We start from the raw sequence: 16,045 nt of genomic DNA, 5'->3' as shown, positions 1-16,045 counted from the left end.
TGTTTTGGTAGAAAAAACATGGTTCTTATTCGGGTTATTTGTCCTTTTGTCGTCAAAGCGCTCGCCTGCCTTCAGATAAGGTCGTGCCGGGAGTGGCTTTTGAAATAATCAGGTTGAATTTTTAAACAGTTATATTTTATGCAACTTTCCAAAACATGGTGGTACTTTTTAATGGCCACAATATTTGTCTTTACTGCATGTGACGATGATGATGACGATGAAGATCTTAATGGCAACTGGGTTGAACTGGGGGCATTTGAGGGGATACCACGCACCGATGCAGTGGCTTTTGTAATAGGTGACTACGCATATGTAGGGACCGGCTACAATGGCGAAGAGGATGAGCGTCTGAGAGATTTCTGGCGGTATGATGCTGTTAACGATACCTGGCGAGAGGTAGCATCACTACCGGCTGAGGCTGCTGCCAGAAATGGTGCCGTGGCCTTCTCATCAAACGGTAAAGGTTATGTAGGTACCGGCTATGATGGTGAAAACAAATTAAAAGATTTCTGGGAGTTTAATCCGGCAGAGGGCGGGGATGGTCAGTGGACCAGAATTGATGATTTTCCCGGAACCGCCCGTTATTCAGCCATTGCTTTTGGCCTGGAACAAAATGGTTATGTAGGTACCGGGTATGATGGTAACCGGTTGAAGGATTTTTACAAGTATGATGCAGCTTCTGGCAGTTGGTCCCAAATAATGAGTATTGGTGGATCCAAGAGACGTGATGCCGCTGTTTTTGTTATTGATGGTAAAGCCTATGTATTTACCGGGGTTGATAACAGTGAATACGTTACAGATGCATGGATGTACGACCCGCAGGCGGATACCTGGACTGAAAAACGGGAAATCACCAGTGGAACCAATGATGATGAATCATATGATGATGATTATAGTCTGGCAGGAACCAACGTGGTTGCTTTTTCCATGGGCGGACTTGGCTATATTTCCACCGGTGGTCAGGGATATGCCGGTAATACAACCTGGGAATACAACCCGATCACCGATTTTTGGGAAGAAAAGTCTAACTTTGAAGGATCATCGCGAAGTGATGCCGTGGCTTTTGCGATCAATAACACGCCTTATGTGGCCACAGGTAATAGTTCGGGTTATTATTTCGATGATGTTTGGACATTTTATCCCGATGAGGAGCAAAATGATAACGATTAATTGTTTTAAGCTGCAGGGAAAATCCGGATAGCATTTATGAACCGTGAAAAACACAGAATAAATTTAAGAAGAGCATGGGCCGTTGTCTCATCCGAATTTAAAAAATTAGGGTGGCTGCACATCATTTTGTGGGTTGGATATTCATTCGTTTTCTTTTATGGCCCTAATCTGATTTTCGATACGGAAACGGCCATTCTAATCACCCTTCGAACGCTGGCTATTAACGCCCTGATTTTCTATGTCAATATTCTGGTATTATTGCCGCTTCTGATGGGACGAAACCGGGTAAAGACGTATATTTTCTCTCTGGTTGTTCTTCTGGCAGTTGTTGCTGTCTTTCATCAGGTTACAGATCCTGTAAAGCCGGAGATATGGGTTCAATTGAGAGAACGAAGGGAAGATACCCGGGTTAACAATCCTCTTCTCAGGGAAAATTCTTCTGTCCCTGAGAGACGACATACCCGCCCTTTGACACCTTCCGGGCGATCAAAATCGGTAAAACAAATTCTACCCCGTCATTTTCTTGCTGGTTTACTTCCTCCTTTAGGAATGCTTTTCCTGAGTACGTTGTTCTGGATTGTTTTGGAATCAAAGCGTAAAGAGAAAGAACAACTATCACTGACTAATCAAAGCCTGGAAACGGAGATGAAATTTTTGAAGTCTCAAATGAATCCGCATTTCCTTTTTAATGCTCTGAATAATATATATTCCCTTTCTCAGCAGGGGAGTTCCAAAACTTCACAATTGATATTGAAACTGTCCTCTATGCTGAGGTTTATTGTTTACGAAACTGACGAAATGAAAATTCTCATAGGCTGCGAAGTTGATTATATTAGGGATTACGTGGAATTTCAGAAGATTAAATTAGAAGAAAAACCCAATCTTGATATTGATTTCAGCGCAATAGACCGTGAAATCCGTATCGAACCCATGCTTATTTTTCCCTTTGTAGAAAATGCCTTTAAGCACGGCAGTATTGACGACACTAAAACCGGATGGATTAAAATGGGATTGAAGGCCCTGGATGGTCACATTTTGTTTTTTTCACAAAACAGTAAGCCTTCGCGGTATGTTTCAAAGGACCGGTCGAAAGGGATTGGCATTGAGAATGTAAAAAAACGCCTTTCCTATCTGTATAAAGGGCGATACCGTTTAGATGTTATAGACCGAAAGGATGTTTTTGAAGTACAACTGGAAATTGATACGATATGAAGATACGTTGTGTCATTATTGACGATGAATTCCCTGCCCGGGCATTACTGAAAGATTTCATTGAGCGCTTTCCACACCTCGAACTTGCCGGGGCTTTTAAATCTCCTCTCGAGGCTTTGCCACTGCTTCAAAGTGGGAAGGCAAATTTGGTTTTTCTGGATATTCAGATGCCTGAAATATCAGGCATGGAATTCCTGAAAGCTTTTAATTTGAGAGATATTCTGGTTGTCATAACCTCAGCTTATCCTGAATATGCACTGGAAGGTTATCAGCTTGATGTTATTGATTACCTGCTGAAGCCATTTTCGTTTGAGCGTTTTGTGCAATCGGTGCAAAAAGCCGGCAGCCGCCTGCAAAAAAGTAATCCGGCTGAAATAAAAGGTGGTGCCGTCTCTGATCCTTCCAATGAATATGTTATAGTGAAAGCAGATTATAAATCCTATCGGGTGAAGATTTCAGACATACTTTTCATAGAAGGCATGCGGGAATATGTCACCTTTCATTGTGTTAACCAAAAACTGGTCTCCCTCGAATCTCTGAAGAATCTAATGGAGTCGCTGCCCGCAAATGTTTTTATGAGAATTCATAAATCCTTTATTGTTAATCGTAACCAGGTGAAAGCATTGTACGGAAACCAGCTTCAACTGTTGAATACAGAAAAAACAGTCCCCATTGGACAATCTTATAGGGAAGAAGTAAAAAAAAATCTTTTTAATTCATGACCAGCAAAAAAGCCCGGAGCATAACGCCCCGGGCTTTTCGTTTTAAAGCAAATTGAAGATTATTCTTTATCCTTTTCGCATTCTTTTTTCTTTTTGTCACACTCTTTTTTCTCTGCTTTGTCGCATTCTTTCTTTTCTTTTTTGCAACATTCTTTTTTCTCTTTCTTAGTACATTCTTTCTTTTCAGGGTCCTGATTCATAGCGTCTGACATGACAGGAGTTGAAAGAGCAAGTGTGAAAACAAAAAGAAATGATAAAGCTAGTTTACGTTTCATAGTACTATTGTTTTTTAATTAAAAAATCCATCTTTTGGTTTCTACAAGTTTAGATTGAATCTTAATAAATGTATGTTATTGCGATGTTATACCGTGTTAATACAATGTTAAAAAAATGATTTATTTGTTTTGTAAAATAGTAGAATAATGGCCATTTGTAGAGGATTTTACAGGGTTGGATGAAAAAAGTTCAGAAAGGTGTACAGATGGGTTTATTTTCCTCCTACAAGCAATATATGAATGATGGTAACAATGTATAAATTGAGAAAAACATCCATGCTGATCCTTTTTTCTGTGGCATGCTATTCCGGTCTCCTGGGACAGACCGGAGATTCAGAAAAGATGGAAGCCTGGACACTGGAAAGGTGTATTGAATATGCCCGCGAAAAAAATATCCCTGTAAAAAAGATCCGTTTACAGGAAGATGCAGGAAAAGTAAACTTAATGGAGGCAAAAAGTCGTCGCTTGCCTTCGGTTAGTGCCTCTGCTTCTTTATCAGGAAATAACAGCAGAGCCTATGATAATACCGGCGGTGTATTTTCCAAAGGTGCTCAGGTGGGCGTTAACTCTGATATGCCACTTTACCAGGGGGGGATAATTTCCAATGATATTAAGGCCTCTCGCATAGAACTTGAAAAAGCCGGACTAAATACCAGGGAGGCCGAAAATGACATTATTCTTTCTGTTACTCAGGCCTGGATGAACATCCTTTTTGCCAGAGAGAACTTTATTTATTTTAAGGAAATCGAGGCCACTTCTAAAGCAACACTTGAGCGCACCCAGGCACTGTTTGAAGCCGGCACGGTATCTCGTCAGGATCTTGCCGAAATGGAAGCACAATATGCATCAGAACAGTACTCAATGGTAACTGCTCAGAATGAACTTAACGTAAGAATTACCGATCTGAAAACCATTTTGGACTTGCCATATGACAAAGACTTTAGTCCAGCATGGCCTGCTTCTATTCAGGAGCCTGGCGGTGAGCTTCCCGCTTTTTCATTGATTGCGGTGGAAGTATTGGAAAAAAGGCCGGAAATAAAAAACAGCCTTTTGTCGGAAAAAATAGCCGAACTTGACCTGGCCAATGCCAGGGCCGGCTATCTGCCGCGCGTTAGCTTAAGTGCTTCGGCTTCCTCTTTATATTCTGATATTTACGAGAACTCTTTCAGCAACCAGATGAGTGACCGGTTTTCTCAAAATATAGGTTTTTCTGTAAGCATACCAATATTTAGCCGGAATGAGAATAAAGCCAATGTGGCGCGCTCCAAAATTGATTTACAACAAACCGGACTGGAAAGTAGAAATGTAAAAAATCAACTTTTACAAACGGTTGAGCAATTGTATGTGGATGCGCTTGCCCAGCAGGCTCGCTATGAAGCGGCTATTGAGCAGGCAGACGCAGCCCGGATAAGTCACGATTTAAGACAAGAGCAGTTTAATTTGGGAATGCTCAATGCCATAGATCTCAGGCAATCTAAAGGTGAGTTGTTAAATGCAAAAGCTGAATTGATTCAGTCTCGTTATTCAGCTTTGCTGTATCAGAAAATGCTGGATTTTTACAGGGGGATACCCATTACTCTCAACAACTAAGAAATACGTCAAAACATTACTGCTATGAAGCGAAAATCTTTAATAATCATTGCCGGTCTTGCTATACTTGGATTAGGGCTGGCTTTTATCTTCCGCCCCGGAACTTCTGAAGATTCTTTCATGCCACGCATAAAAGTGGTTGAAGAGGGTAACATTGTAAATACAGTAACAGCAACCGGAACCGTGGAACCTATTGACCAGGTTGAAGTGGGCACACAGGTATCCGGTGTTATTGAGGAAATTTTTACAGATTATAATGAAAGGGTGGAAAAGGGACAGCTTATCGCCAGAATTGATGAAAGTACTTTAAGCACGCGTCTTTTACAGGCACGTTCAAGTCTGGCCTCGGCTGAAAATGAACTGGACTACCAGCAAAAAAACTTCAACCGCACGCAAAAGTTGTATGAAAAACAAATGGTAAGTGAAACGGTGTATGATGAGGTGCTTTACAAATACAGGAATGCCCAAACTTCGGTTGAGTCTCTAAAGTCTGAAGTGGAACAGGCTGAAGTGAACCTTTCTTATGCTCGGATTTATTCTCCCATAGAGGGCGTGGTGTTAAGTAAAAGTGTGGAGGTTGGACAAACAGTTGCCGCCAGCTTTAACACTCCAACATTGTTCCTGATAGCTAAAGATTTGACTCGCATGCAGGTGGAGGCCGATGTGGATGAGGCCGATATTGGTCAGGTAGAAGTTGGGCAAGAGGTCGCTTTTACCGTTGATGCTTTCCCTGACACCGAATTTAAAGGTGAAGTTATTCAAATTCGGCTCGAACCGGCAGTAGAGAGCAATGTGGTTACCTATACCGTTATTATTGATGCCCCCAATTCAGAGTTGAAATTGAAACCGGGCTTAACAGCCAGTGTCACCATTGTTACACGTCAGGTAAAGAATGTTCCTGTGGTTCCTGTTGCAGCATTGCGTTTTGAACCGGATCAGGGCATGTTGGGAGAAATGCCTCCTTTCCCTGGAAAACCGGGGCGTTTTGCCGGGAGACCTGATGGCGAAGAGAATAAAAGAACCGACGGTGACAACGATAAAATATGGGTTATGGAAGACGGTAAAATACATCAGATACCAGTTCAGGCAGGTTTGGAAGATGGTGTGATGGCCGAAATTTCACGAGGGATTAATGTGGGAGATTCTATAGTTACGGGACTGCAGTCAAATCAGGAACCCTCAGCGATGTCTGCAAGAAGTCCTTTTATGCCAAGTCGTCCGGGTGGAGGCGAGGGTGGAAGAAAATAATACGGGAATGGATAACGATAGGCAAAGAATATGAAAAACGAGATAATAGAAATACTTGATCTAAAAAGAAACTTCTCAGTGGGGATTGAGACAGTACAGGCTTTAAAAGGGGTTTCCTTTACGGTGTCGGAGGGTGAATTTATCACCATAATGGGAGCCAGTGGTTCAGGAAAGTCTACGTTGCTCAATATTTTGGGAGCCCTGGATCGACCTACGGAAGGGAATTATGTGCTTGATGGCACAAATGTGGGTACACTGTCGAAGGATCAGCTGGCCGGAATCAGAAATCAAAAAATCGGATTTGTTTTTCAGTCCTTTAACCTCCTGGCACGTACTTCAGCTCTTGAAAATGTGGAACTACCCTTAATGTATAACTCTTCGGTATCACCCCGCAAGCGTAAGAATCTTGCTGAAAAAGCTCTTGAAACTGTTGGATTGGCCGATCGGATGGATCATGCCCCTAATCAGCTGTCGGGGGGACAACAACAGCGCGTTGCCATTGCCAGGGCACTGGTCAACGATCCGGTGATGGTATTGGCCGATGAGGCCACCGGGAACCTGGATAGTAAAACAACTATGGATATTATGGCCCTTTTTCAGGATCTTAACCGACAGGGAAAAACCATTGTTTTTGTAACACACGAACATGAAATCGCCGAATACAGCAACCGGACCATTGTCCTCAGGGACGGTGAAATTGTTAAAGACCATGCAAATCTTGGTCGACGGGCTGTATTGGACTGATTAAAACTGATGCAATCAAATTTGTATTTTCTGGTTTGACGCCCAATTATGCGCCTCTTTATTACATGAAACACGCAAGGTTAATGGTAAAGACGCGCGGCCTTGCGTCTCTACAAAAGAAAAATCCCACAACGCATAGACACATGACTGTATTAAATCTTTCAAAAATTGCCGTAAAGGCAATGGGCCGCAATAAGATGCGGACTTTTCTTACAATGCTGGGGATTATCATAGGGGTAACCTCGGTAATTACCATGCTCGCCATTGGCGAAGGCTCCAAAGAGAGTATCCAGGAGCAAATATCATCAATGGGAGCCAATATGCTCATGGTCCATCCCGGAAGCGATGAGCGTGGCGGTGTTCGAATGGATCGCTCTTCTATGCAATCGCTAACACTGGATGACATTGAGGCTATTTCGAGATATGCCACCCATGTTTCTGCTTTATCCCCCATGGTCAGTTCGGGAGGGCAGGTGATTGCAGGGGCTAACAACTGGCCAACAACCATTCAGGGTGTGGGGAAAGATTTTCTTGAAATACGTAAAATGGAGGTTTCAGAAGGAGTAATGTTTACCGATTATGAGGTTAAGAGAGCCGGAAAGGTTTGTCTTTTGGGGCAAACGGTTGTTGAAAACCTTTTTCCTGACATTGAGAGTGCAGTTGGTCAGACCGTCAGGTTTAAGAACATACCCTTTAAGGTAATCGGAGTATTAGCCTCTAAAGGCCAGAACACTTTTGGACAGGATCAGGATGATGTGATTCTGGCCCCTTATACGACCATTCAAAAAAGAATCATGGCCATCACTCATATTCAGTCTGTTTTTGCCAGTGCCGAAAATGAGATGGTTTCTGAACAGGCAGAAGAAGAAATTACTTTAGCTCTCAGGGCTTCGCATGATTTGGATGATGATGAAGAAGATGATTTTAATGTTCGTTCGCAGCAGGAACTCATAAAAACATTCAGTTCCACCAGTGAAATGCTGACCCTTTTGTTGGGGGCAATAGCCGGCATCTCATTATTGGTGGGGGGGATTGGAATCATGAACATCATGTTTGTATCCGTAACAGAGCGAACCCGGGAAATAGGCTTAAGAATGGCAGTTGGCGGTCGTGGACGGGACATCCTCTCGCAGTTTTTGATGGAAGCCGTAATTGTAAGTGTGGGTGGTGGTTTGATCGGTATTTCTCTTGGACTTATCCTTGCTTATGGAATGGGAAACTTGCTTGTCTGGCCTGTAGTTGTAACAAATCAATCAATCATGCTTTCCTTTTTGGTTTGTGCGGTCGTCGGAATATTTTTTGGATGGTATCCGGCCCGCAAGGCTGCAGGGCTTGATCCAATTGAAGCCCTTCGTTACGAATAAAACGGCCTAAAAATTGTAACAAATAAGGAAACAACTCCATAAAAGGAAATATTGATTTTTTATGGACGTCAAACCTTATTTGCTATGACTCGCTATACTCTTATATTGATTTTGGCCCTTATGGCTGGTTTACCGTTTTTGAGTTTTGCCTCTTCTTATAATGGAACAACCAAGTCGGGTGAGACTTATTTCCAGCAACGTGTATACGGTCCCGGAGAGGAATTACGTTATTCTCTGAATTATGGTTTTATAAAAGGTGGAGAAGCTAGTCTTATGGTGAAAGATACCACTCTCCATGGAGAAAAGCTGCATCACGTAATTGCCCGGGGTAAAACGGTGGGTCTTGCAGATGCCATCTATAAAGTGCGTGACCGCTACGAGAGTTTCATTGATCCACAAACAGATCTTCCGGTTAAATCGGTGCGCAGCATACGGGAAGGCAGTTACCGTTATTACAATGAAGTTTCGTATGAACATCAGCATTTGGATTCTGCAAAAATAGAAAGTAAGAAATCGGGAGAGAAATGGGTGCCTGAGAATATTCAGGATATTCTTTCCGCATTTTATTATGCCAGGAAGCATAAGTTTAATGAAGATCTGAAGGAAGGGGAATTGATTGAAATTATGACTTATTTTTCTGATGAACTCTTTCCCCTGAGGATTAGATATAAAGGCGTTGAAGTTATTGATACCCCGCTGGGCGATTTGGAATGCTACAAGTTTGTGCCGGTAACTGAAGTTGGTCGGGCCTTCAAAAACGAAGACGATATGCAGGTGTGGATTTCACGCGACAAAAACCGGGTGCCCGTTCGAATCAGGTTTCAACTCAGAGTGGGGGCATTTACCTGCAACCTGGAGCAATTTCGCGGGTTGCATAATCCCTTTTCCAGTTTTCATGTGGATTGAGTATTTCTGGTCGCTGGTTGACGGTTCAATAGTGGGATGAAATGTTTTTTCTTTTTCTTAGACCCGGCAACGGAAGTTAACCTGCTATTGTGCCGCCATCTTTTTCATCAAAACAGTCACAAAATATCATTCAACCATCAATTTCTGCCTTCTGTATCACTGCAGAGGGCTTTTCCCCGGGCACTAATATCTGTTGTCTTTCCACTATTGTCTGAAATCTTCAGGCGTTTTCATTGATTTACACTATTTTTGCACCGCAAAAAAAGTTATACACCTTTATTAATTACAGATAAAATGGCAACAACTGCAGATTTCAGAAACGGGATGTGCATTGAATTCAACGGACAGTTGTTTTTCATTATCCAGTTTCAGCATGTTAAACCCGGGAAAGGACCTGCCTTTGTACGTACAAAGTTGAAGAATGTATCTACCGGAAAGGTAATAGACAATACATTTTCTTCGGGCCACAAGGTAACCGAAGCCCGCGTTGAGAGAAGACCGCACCAGTATCTTTATAAGGACGATATGGGCTATCACTTTATGAATAGTGAAACTTTTGAGCAGGTAAATATAGGTGAAGAATTGGTGGAAAGTCCTCATCTTCTCAAAGAAGGGTTGGAAGTAGAAGTAGTATATCATGCCGATACAGAAACCCCTTTGATGGTTAATCTGCCTCAGTTTATTAATTATGAGGTGACATATACCGAGCCGGGTGTGCGTGGAGATACATCTTCAACCAACTCATTGAAACCTGCTACCGTTGATACCGGCGCAACCATTATGGTTCCTCTTTTTGTCAACACAGGAGATAAAATAAAAGTGGATACACGCGATCAGTCGTATGTAGAGCGTGTGAAAGAATAATTTTTTCGTTAAAATATTTTACCCGTACAGGAGTCTTAGAAAAGAATCTTGTGCGGGTTTTTTCATTTTTTTGATAATAAAACAACTAATACTGTGTCATTCTTAAGTAAAATATATTCCTGGAAGGGAGGTGTCTGTTTTGAACAACAGCTATGCTGACGCAAGGGAAATATTCCGGGCATGGCAGAGAATGAAAGAAGGTGAAATATAAAAACCGAAAAGGTTTGAATCCTCTGTTTTTTTAGGTTGTTTATAAAAAAGATAATAATTCGCGAAAAAAATTTTTATTTCGTACATTTAGCGAGAACGTAAGACTGTCGTAATCCATGATAACGCAAGTAAAAAAGAAAAGACTTCGTCTGTACAAAGACCGGCTTAATATTTTGCTGGATATAGCACAGACCATTAACCAGGACCATACGGTTGATGATTTGCTTGCTGAGTTTGAAATTTTACTTCGTGAAGAGTTGGAAGTTGGTAAAATATTGGTGTTTACAAATTCCGACGGAACCTGGAAGAATCTTTTGATATCAGGTGTTTCAGCTTCCGAAGTTGAGAAAATTGATGTCGAACGCGACCTTCTTCAATTCAAATCCATTGAAAATATTACTCTCGCACCCCCCGTTCCTCTTCAGGGATTTGATGCTGTAATTCCTCTTTTTCACCGTTACCGGGCCATAGGGTATGTGCTCATTGGCGACGTGGAGGAGGAGCAGCAGGGTATTAGTCCCACCATTAAGCATTTAAAACTGATACAGATAATCTCCAATCTGATAATTGTGTTTATTGAGAATAAGCGCATGCAGGAGACCATACTTGAGCAGGAGGCCCTGAAGAAAGAGATGGAGGTAGCATCCCGGATTCAGAATCAGCTAATTCCCAGTTCGGAGGATTTGCCGCGCCATAAAAAACTTTCTTTACAATCTTTTTATCATCCCCATTGGGGGGTTGGAGGAGATTATTACGACATTATACAGTTGTCAAGGTCTTCCATTGGTTTTTGTGTTGCTGATGTTTCCGGAAAAGGGATTGCTGCAGCTCTGCTGATGTCTAATTTTCAGGCTATTATCCGTACGCTTTTTACTTCCAATATTAATCTCAAGAACCTTATTCATCAATTGAATGTAAGGGTAAACAGCAGTGCCAATAATGAGAAGTTTATTACCATGTTTATCGGTAAGTATAATCTTCGTACACGGCGGCTTACTTATGTCAATGCCGGGCACCTGCCACCCCTGGTGTTCGATCCTAAGAAGTCAAATCTTTCATCACTTGATCAGGGGTGTATTGGTTTGGGGATGTTGGATGTGATCCCTTCTGTTGAAGTTGGGAAAGTGACCATTCCCAGAAATGCCAAGCTGATGGCTTTTACTGATGGGCTGATTGAGTTGGAACGCGGCAATGAAGTAGAGTCAGGATTGATGAATATTGAGAAAATCATTACCAACAAGCACTCCATCGAAAAGAACATGGAAGAGGCTAAGGATTTAGTTGCCAGGCATATTGAATCCGGGGCCGTTTTTGATGATATTTCGTTGATTGGAATGGAATTTAAATAATTCAACCGGTTATTGGTTGAGATTCTTCCATATCTCCTTGGTTTTTATACAGTAAACACGAGCCATCCTTAAATTAGTCTTCCCTACGAAATCACATAGCTGCTCTCTGGAGTGCCCCAGTTCTTTATTCAGCATACGGATGTTAATACGTTTCTGTTCGTCGGTGATATATGGATTTTCAGTGATCTGTTCTTCAGTAGTGGATAGAATTTTTTGACGCTGAGGATTCAGTTTTTCGTAGTTTAAGCAAAACCAGGTTTTGCAAAAAACTTCAAGGGCATTTAACCTGAGAGCATCGTATTCAAATTTATCCAGAATGATTTCACCTTTTTCATGTAAGGCAGCATCCCGTGGCCAGTTGTAATAGGCCTGCGATACATTAATGCCTGCTTCCCTGAGTTGCGGCACCATCCGGGGAAGGGTGTTCAGAATGTGACAAATGTTTTTATCGGTCAGATTGTTGGTAGAGTGCTGCGGGACAGACAATAAAGAGAAATAGAACAGCAATATGCCAATTAAAGAAAATTTACTAAACATGGTCTTGAAAAATTATGGGAAAACCCGATGTTCAAAACCAAGTTAGTAAATTATCTGATATTTAGAGTTAAGTGAGGCAGAAAACATTTGCTGTCTGACCAGATCTGTTTTCGCAACAGCATATTAATTTATTTCTTCTGCTTTGTCAACAAGCTCATCAATGTCTTCTATTTTGAAATCCCCGTAAAAGGACAGCAGGATCAGCCCTTCTCCTTTATCCCCTACAATATGGCATTCTTTAATTTTCCGGCCTTTGCGGATAATAAAAACACGTTCATCATTATCCTCATCTTCAACTTCGGCAAAAGGTCTTTTTTCAAAAGTATTGATCACGGCATTAATGGCCTCTTTTCCTTCGTCCTCATTGCAGATCATCATTTTTATCTTTTCGAGGGGGCCGGTAACTTGTTTGGATTCATTATCATCCACAACCATGTCAACCATATCAATTATGTCCTTGGACAGAGACATGATGGTGACTCCGTCAGCGCCTTCGAGTTGAAGGTATAGCTTGTCTGAAGCACTGGCCTGTCCCGATGCTGCAATTGCAGAGAACCAGGCAATGATGGAAACTAAAAATATTGTTCTCATCCTTCTTTGGTTTAATGTTTATTTATTAATCAATATCAATGAGGTATTTGAACTCATCCGCTATTTTTACCTCTTTGTCTTCAGGAACCTGGATAGTGACATCCACTTCCTGCTTTCTCATCATAGCAAGGTTCTGAACACTAAAATAGCGGTCAAGAAGCAGTACCGAATCGTTTTGCAGGAAGAAATATTCAATCATGTTGGCATTTTTCATGGCTCTTTCTCCATCTTTTCCTCTTGCTTCTTTCCGGATGGTAATCCTGAAATCACCCTCAGAACGAATAACGTCAATATCGGGGGTACCTACCAGAACTAATTCATTATTCCTTCTCTTTATTGAAACCCCGTCATTGCTGAATACATGGTGGCCGTCGCCTAACTTCAAAGACGCTTTGTTCGGTTCTATGTAGATGGTGTCAGAAGCAGGTATTTCCAGTGTTTTTCTTTCTTCTACATCCACTTTGTTGGCAAAACCACTTGCTACGCTAACGCCTGTATAGGCAATAAGACCGATTCCGGCAAGCCATAAAATTAGAGAGGTAATAAGGAATGCCGGACCGCCTTTCTTAAATTGAAAAACCAGGTGCATGCCAAGGTAAAAGATAACAAGCATGGGTATACCCAGAGTGAGTGCGAGGCCGATGAAGGCTCCCCATTGCTGGTCAGGTAAAAGGAAGAGACTTCCCAGTTCGGGAATCCAGGTGCTATGATTCAGTATGGTCCCAAACAGCAGGTCTGTTAGGGAGAATGTGAAAATAAGCCCCATGAGCGATACAAAGGATGTTATAATAAGGATAACCCCGAACACCACTGCAAGAACTCTGAGTATGCCATTCATTACTTCTGTTCCATTGTTTCGTGTGGTCTGTCGCCTTCTCCAGTTTTCGCTTCCGGGTGCTCCGCCCATCATCATTATGCGCTGTTGAACTGTTACCGCTTTTGGAATGGCTATCCACAGAATAACGTATGCCAGCAGGGATGTTCCGTAAAACAAAGTTGCCAGGATGAAAAGCAAACGAAACAGAAGGGGATCTGTGCCAAAGTAATTGCCGAGTCCTCCGCAAACTCCGCCAAGAAACCGATTGTCAGGATCTCTGAACAGTTGCTTGCGAACGGGAGGTTCGAACGTTTCTTTTTTCTCCTTTTGCTCGTCCGGATCATCCGGTGCTTCATAGTCACCGGGGTCTCCCAGGGTTTTTATGATCTCTTCCACATCTGAGAGAGTGATGGCTGATCCGGCATCAGGGTGAACACCCCTGAATAATTCTGCAATGCGAAGATTGATGTCTTCAAGCGTTTCATTCGCTTCATCGCTTTCTCCGAGAGTTGCTTTTACAGCCTTCAGGTATGCATCAAGTCGGTCGAATGCATCTTCCTCAATGCTGAAGGCATGTCCTGCAAGGTTGATATGTATTGTTTTCTTCATTTCTTTTTTTTGTTTTTCAAGGGTTCTTCAACTCATTAGCTTTCTGATTACATTACCGCATGCATAACATGTGGCCAGGCGAAGAAACCGAACAGCTTAAAAATGAACGCCAGAGCTAAAAGGATACCGATGAGAATAAGAAATCCCTTAAGAGCAGACCGGAATGCCAGTCCGAGGATAAGTAAAATCAGCACCAGCGGAAAAATGCCGGGAAAACCGAAGTGCCCAAACGGCATTTCAAAATGGAAGGCCGGCATAAAACCCAGGTGGAAAGGGACGCTTACCAAATTGGCCAGTACAATGATGCCCAACACCACTGCTGTCACAATCAGGGCAGTTCGATCACGCTTTCGGAATCGACCCAGGTAGTCTTCGCCTTTTTTATAGGCCGAAGATTGCTGAAATTTTCTTTTTACTTCGTCGTACTCATTTTTGATATTCTTCTCAATGTTGGAAATATTAACATCATGACCTCTCATCTCTAGTCTTTGGGTTGCCGTCAGAGCAGGAGGGATGGCTATCCACAGAATGATGTAAATGGGGATGATAGCCCCGAAACTGAGAAATGGGAGAATCGCGAACAGAACTCTGACAATCACTCTGTCGATGTTGAAATAGGCAGCAATACCTGAGCAAACACCTCCCAATACACGGTCTTCTATATCGCGATACAAGCGCCTGCGGGGAGGAACCTGAGTATAGGTGGATTCTTCACCGGCCGGTTCCCGGGAGCTTTCACTTCCCTCTTCTTCTGCGAAATCTTCGGGCTGCCCCATGGTATTGATGATTTCCTTTACCAGATCAATTGAGATGACGCCGGTTGAGGGGTCAATTTTATCTTCGAAGAGTTCTCTTATTCGACTTTCGATGTCACTTAGCATTTCCCGGCCACCTTCTTTCTCACGCGACCAGGTCTCCAGTTTTTTCAGGTACTGGTCAAGTCGTGCAAAAGCATCTTCATCTATATAGAATGAGCGGCCTGCTATGTTAATGGTCACTACTTTCTTCATGATTGTTGTTTTTAGAATGGATGAAATGAACAGAATCTACTAGTTCTTTCCAGGATGTGTCAAGCTCCTGAAGAAATTCCTGACCCCGATCGGTCAATTCGTAATACTTTCGTGGTGGCCCCTGGGTTGATTCTTCCCAACGGTAGGAAAGAAGCCCGGCATTTTTGAGCCGGGTAAGAAGGGGGTACAATGTGCCTTCCACCACGATGATTCGCGCCTCTTTCATTTCGTTGATGATGTCTGACGCATAAGCATCGCCCCTTGATAGAACGGAAAGGATGCAATACTCGAGCACTCCCTTTCGCATCTGGGCTTTGGCGTTTTCAATCTTCATACTCTTTAGTTTTTAAATGGTAAACCAATCATTACTGCCGAAGCACCAATGGCTGATTTTTCCCTCCCCGAATCTGGTTCGGAGAATTGTTTGACATCTCGTTCAAAACTCTCTTCGGGTGGTATGGGTAATCTAGTGTCGCGCGACAAGGGTCTTTGTTGCTTCCCCGGGATAAGCAGAACTAAAAAGATTATCCCGATGAAGAGTACCACGGGAGTATATCTCTTAACTCTGCGTTCAGGGTTTTGCTTTTCTTTTCCTGTTAAGACCATTTTGACATTGTTTATAATACCCGATTATACAATGAATAAGGTATTACAAATATATGTATAAAAATTAGTACTATGCAATACAAAGTATCATATTCTTTGAAAAAAGTTGAACTTTTTTTCGTGAGCTTTTATTTAGTGATTGATAGTGAGTTTTTTGTGTTATTGAAGGACGTTGTTTGTGAATGAAATGATTTTTGTTGGCACTGGTGTAAAACCAACTC

The 16,045-nt window shown here is 42.2% G+C and carries 17 protein-coding genes; 10 read left to right on the top strand and 7 right to left on the bottom strand.

The window, feature by feature from the left end; genetic code table 11:
* Nucleotides 1-138 precede the first annotated feature (138 nt).
* The 3 genes from DDZ16_RS05925 to DDZ16_RS05915 are packed head-to-tail and all read left to right on the top strand — an operon-like array spanning nucleotide 139 to nucleotide 3,104.
* Nucleotides 139-1,170, top strand: coding sequence for a Kelch repeat-containing protein (locus DDZ16_RS05925; protein WP_109263508.1), 1,032 nt, complete (start codon nucleotides 139-141; stop codon nucleotides 1,168-1,170).
* A 36-nt stretch (nucleotides 1,171-1,206) separates the two neighbouring features.
* Nucleotides 1,207-2,382 (top strand): sensor histidine kinase, encoded by a 1,176-nt coding sequence (locus DDZ16_RS05920; protein WP_109263507.1) that lies wholly within the window; start codon nucleotides 1,207-1,209, stop codon nucleotides 2,380-2,382.
* Entirely contained in the window at nucleotides 2,379-3,104 is a 726-nt protein-coding gene (locus tag DDZ16_RS05915) for a LytR/AlgR family response regulator transcription factor (protein WP_109263506.1), read from the top strand. Before DDZ16_RS05920 ends, DDZ16_RS05915 begins: the two co-directional genes overlap by 4 nt.
* A 59-nt stretch (nucleotides 3,105-3,163) precedes the next feature.
* On the opposite strand, the gene DDZ16_RS05910 is transcribed toward DDZ16_RS05915, so the two are convergent.
* Nucleotides 3,164-3,379, bottom strand: coding sequence for a hypothetical protein (locus DDZ16_RS05910; RefSeq protein WP_109263505.1), 216 nt, complete (start codon nucleotides 3,377-3,379; stop codon nucleotides 3,164-3,166).
* 240 nt (nucleotides 3,380-3,619) lie between these two features.
* On the opposite strand from DDZ16_RS05910, the gene DDZ16_RS05905 reads away from it, so the two are divergent.
* The 7 genes from DDZ16_RS05905 (at nucleotide 3,620) to DDZ16_RS05875 (ending at nucleotide 11,654) form a co-directional block, all read left to right on the top strand.
* The gene (locus DDZ16_RS05905; protein WP_109263504.1) at nucleotides 3,620-4,969 is read left to right on the top strand and encodes a TolC family protein; all 1,350 of its coding nucleotides are present in this window, start codon (nucleotides 3,620-3,622) and stop codon (nucleotides 4,967-4,969) included.
* A 24-nt stretch (nucleotides 4,970-4,993) separates the two neighbouring features.
* Entirely contained in the window at nucleotides 4,994-6,217 is a 1,224-nt protein-coding gene (locus DDZ16_RS05900) for an efflux RND transporter periplasmic adaptor subunit (protein WP_109263503.1), read from the top strand.
* Between the two features lie 30 nt (nucleotides 6,218-6,247).
* Nucleotides 6,248-6,961, top strand: coding sequence for an ABC transporter ATP-binding protein (locus tag DDZ16_RS05895; protein ID WP_109263502.1), 714 nt, complete (start codon nucleotides 6,248-6,250; stop codon nucleotides 6,959-6,961).
* A 143-nt stretch (nucleotides 6,962-7,104) separates the two neighbouring features.
* Entirely contained in the window at nucleotides 7,105-8,325 is a 1,221-nt protein-coding gene (locus DDZ16_RS05890) for an ABC transporter permease (protein ID WP_109263501.1), read from the top strand.
* A gap of 84 nt (nucleotides 8,326-8,409) precedes the next feature.
* Nucleotides 8,410-9,231, top strand: a complete 822-nt coding sequence (locus tag DDZ16_RS05885) for a DUF3108 domain-containing protein (protein WP_109263500.1) — start codon at nucleotides 8,410-8,412, stop codon at nucleotides 9,229-9,231.
* 294 nt (nucleotides 9,232-9,525) lie between these two features.
* Nucleotides 9,526-10,095, top strand: coding sequence for an elongation factor P (gene efp / locus DDZ16_RS05880; RefSeq protein ID WP_109263499.1), 570 nt, complete (start codon nucleotides 9,526-9,528; stop codon nucleotides 10,093-10,095).
* A gap of 326 nt (nucleotides 10,096-10,421) precedes the next feature.
* Nucleotides 10,422-11,654 carry a PP2C family protein-serine/threonine phosphatase gene (locus tag DDZ16_RS05875; protein ID WP_109263498.1) on the top strand — a complete coding sequence of 411 codons (1,233 nt, stop codon included), beginning with the start codon at nucleotides 10,422-10,424 and terminating at the stop codon, nucleotides 11,652-11,654.
* A gap of 9 nt (nucleotides 11,655-11,663) precedes the next feature.
* Here DDZ16_RS05875 and DDZ16_RS05870 read toward each other — a convergent pair whose 3' ends face one another.
* The 6 genes from DDZ16_RS05870 to DDZ16_RS05845 form a co-directional block, all read right to left on the bottom strand.
* Nucleotides 11,664-12,191, bottom strand: a complete 528-nt coding sequence (locus tag DDZ16_RS05870; RefSeq protein WP_109263497.1) for a hypothetical protein — start codon at nucleotides 12,189-12,191, stop codon at nucleotides 11,664-11,666.
* A 123-nt stretch (nucleotides 12,192-12,314) separates the two neighbouring features.
* On the bottom strand, nucleotides 12,315-12,782 hold the full coding sequence (locus DDZ16_RS05865; RefSeq protein ID WP_109263496.1) for a DUF4252 domain-containing protein: 468 nt from the start codon (nucleotides 12,780-12,782) through the stop codon (nucleotides 12,315-12,317).
* A gap of 25 nt (nucleotides 12,783-12,807) precedes the next feature.
* Nucleotides 12,808-14,208 carry a PspC domain-containing protein gene (locus tag DDZ16_RS05860; protein ID WP_109263495.1) on the bottom strand — a complete coding sequence of 467 codons (1,401 nt, stop codon included), beginning with the start codon at nucleotides 14,206-14,208 and terminating at the stop codon, nucleotides 12,808-12,810.
* 47 nt (nucleotides 14,209-14,255) lie between these two features.
* Nucleotides 14,256-15,218 carry a PspC domain-containing protein gene (locus DDZ16_RS05855; RefSeq protein WP_109263494.1) on the bottom strand — a complete coding sequence of 321 codons (963 nt, stop codon included), beginning with the start codon at nucleotides 15,216-15,218 and terminating at the stop codon, nucleotides 14,256-14,258.
* The gene (locus tag DDZ16_RS05850; protein ID WP_109263493.1) at nucleotides 15,196-15,552 is read right to left on the bottom strand and encodes a PadR family transcriptional regulator; all 357 of its coding nucleotides are present in this window, start codon (nucleotides 15,550-15,552) and stop codon (nucleotides 15,196-15,198) included. Before DDZ16_RS05850 ends, DDZ16_RS05855 begins: the two co-directional genes overlap by 23 nt.
* A 5-nt stretch (nucleotides 15,553-15,557) precedes the next feature.
* Nucleotides 15,558-15,824 (bottom strand): hypothetical protein, encoded by a 267-nt coding sequence (locus DDZ16_RS05845; RefSeq protein ID WP_109263492.1) that lies wholly within the window; start codon nucleotides 15,822-15,824, stop codon nucleotides 15,558-15,560.
* Nucleotides 15,825-16,045: the final 221 nt, after the last annotated feature.

Source organism: Marinilabilia rubra (assembly GCF_003121985.1).
In the GTDB taxonomy this organism is placed as follows: domain Bacteria; phylum Bacteroidota; class Bacteroidia; order Bacteroidales; family Marinilabiliaceae; genus Marinilabilia; species Marinilabilia rubra.
Note: the sequence above shows the minus strand (reverse complement) of the source record. Positions and strands in the feature narration are given on the sequence as shown.

Bases quoted from the DNA above. Each gene is read 5' to 3' on its own strand.
- DDZ16_RS05925 (WP_109263508.1), top strand. From the start codon at position 139: ATGCAACTTTCCAAAACATGGTGGTACTTTTTAATGGCCACAATATTT.
- DDZ16_RS05920 (WP_109263507.1), top strand. From the start codon at position 1,207: ATGAACCGTGAAAAACACAGAATAAATTTAAGAAGAGCATGGGCCGTT.
- DDZ16_RS05915 (WP_109263506.1), top strand. From the start codon at position 2,379: ATGAAGATACGTTGTGTCATTATTGACGATGAATTCCCTGCCCGGGCA.
- DDZ16_RS05910 (WP_109263505.1), bottom strand. From the start codon at position 3,379: ATGAAACGTAAACTAGCTTTATCATTTCTTTTTGTTTTCACACTTGCT.
- DDZ16_RS05905 (WP_109263504.1), top strand. From the start codon at position 3,620: ATGATGGTAACAATGTATAAATTGAGAAAAACATCCATGCTGATCCTT.
- DDZ16_RS05900 (WP_109263503.1), top strand. From the start codon at position 4,994: ATGAAGCGAAAATCTTTAATAATCATTGCCGGTCTTGCTATACTTGGA.
- DDZ16_RS05895 (WP_109263502.1), top strand. From the start codon at position 6,248: ATGAAAAACGAGATAATAGAAATACTTGATCTAAAAAGAAACTTCTCA.
- DDZ16_RS05890 (WP_109263501.1), top strand. From the start codon at position 7,105: ATGACTGTATTAAATCTTTCAAAAATTGCCGTAAAGGCAATGGGCCGC.
- DDZ16_RS05885 (WP_109263500.1), top strand. From the start codon at position 8,410: ATGACTCGCTATACTCTTATATTGATTTTGGCCCTTATGGCTGGTTTA.
- efp (WP_109263499.1), top strand. From the start codon at position 9,526: ATGGCAACAACTGCAGATTTCAGAAACGGGATGTGCATTGAATTCAAC.
- DDZ16_RS05875 (WP_109263498.1), top strand. From the start codon at position 10,422: ATGATAACGCAAGTAAAAAAGAAAAGACTTCGTCTGTACAAAGACCGG.
- DDZ16_RS05870 (WP_109263497.1), bottom strand. From the start codon at position 12,191: ATGTTTAGTAAATTTTCTTTAATTGGCATATTGCTGTTCTATTTCTCT.
- DDZ16_RS05865 (WP_109263496.1), bottom strand. From the start codon at position 12,782: ATGAGAACAATATTTTTAGTTTCCATCATTGCCTGGTTCTCTGCAATT.
- DDZ16_RS05860 (WP_109263495.1), bottom strand. From the start codon at position 14,208: ATGAAGAAAACAATACATATCAACCTTGCAGGACATGCCTTCAGCATT.
- DDZ16_RS05855 (WP_109263494.1), bottom strand. From the start codon at position 15,218: ATGAAGAAAGTAGTGACCATTAACATAGCAGGCCGCTCATTCTATATA.
- DDZ16_RS05850 (WP_109263493.1), bottom strand. From the start codon at position 15,552: ATGAAGATTGAAAACGCCAAAGCCCAGATGCGAAAGGGAGTGCTCGAG.
- DDZ16_RS05845 (WP_109263492.1), bottom strand. From the start codon at position 15,824: ATGGTCTTAACAGGAAAAGAAAAGCAAAACCCTGAACGCAGAGTTAAG.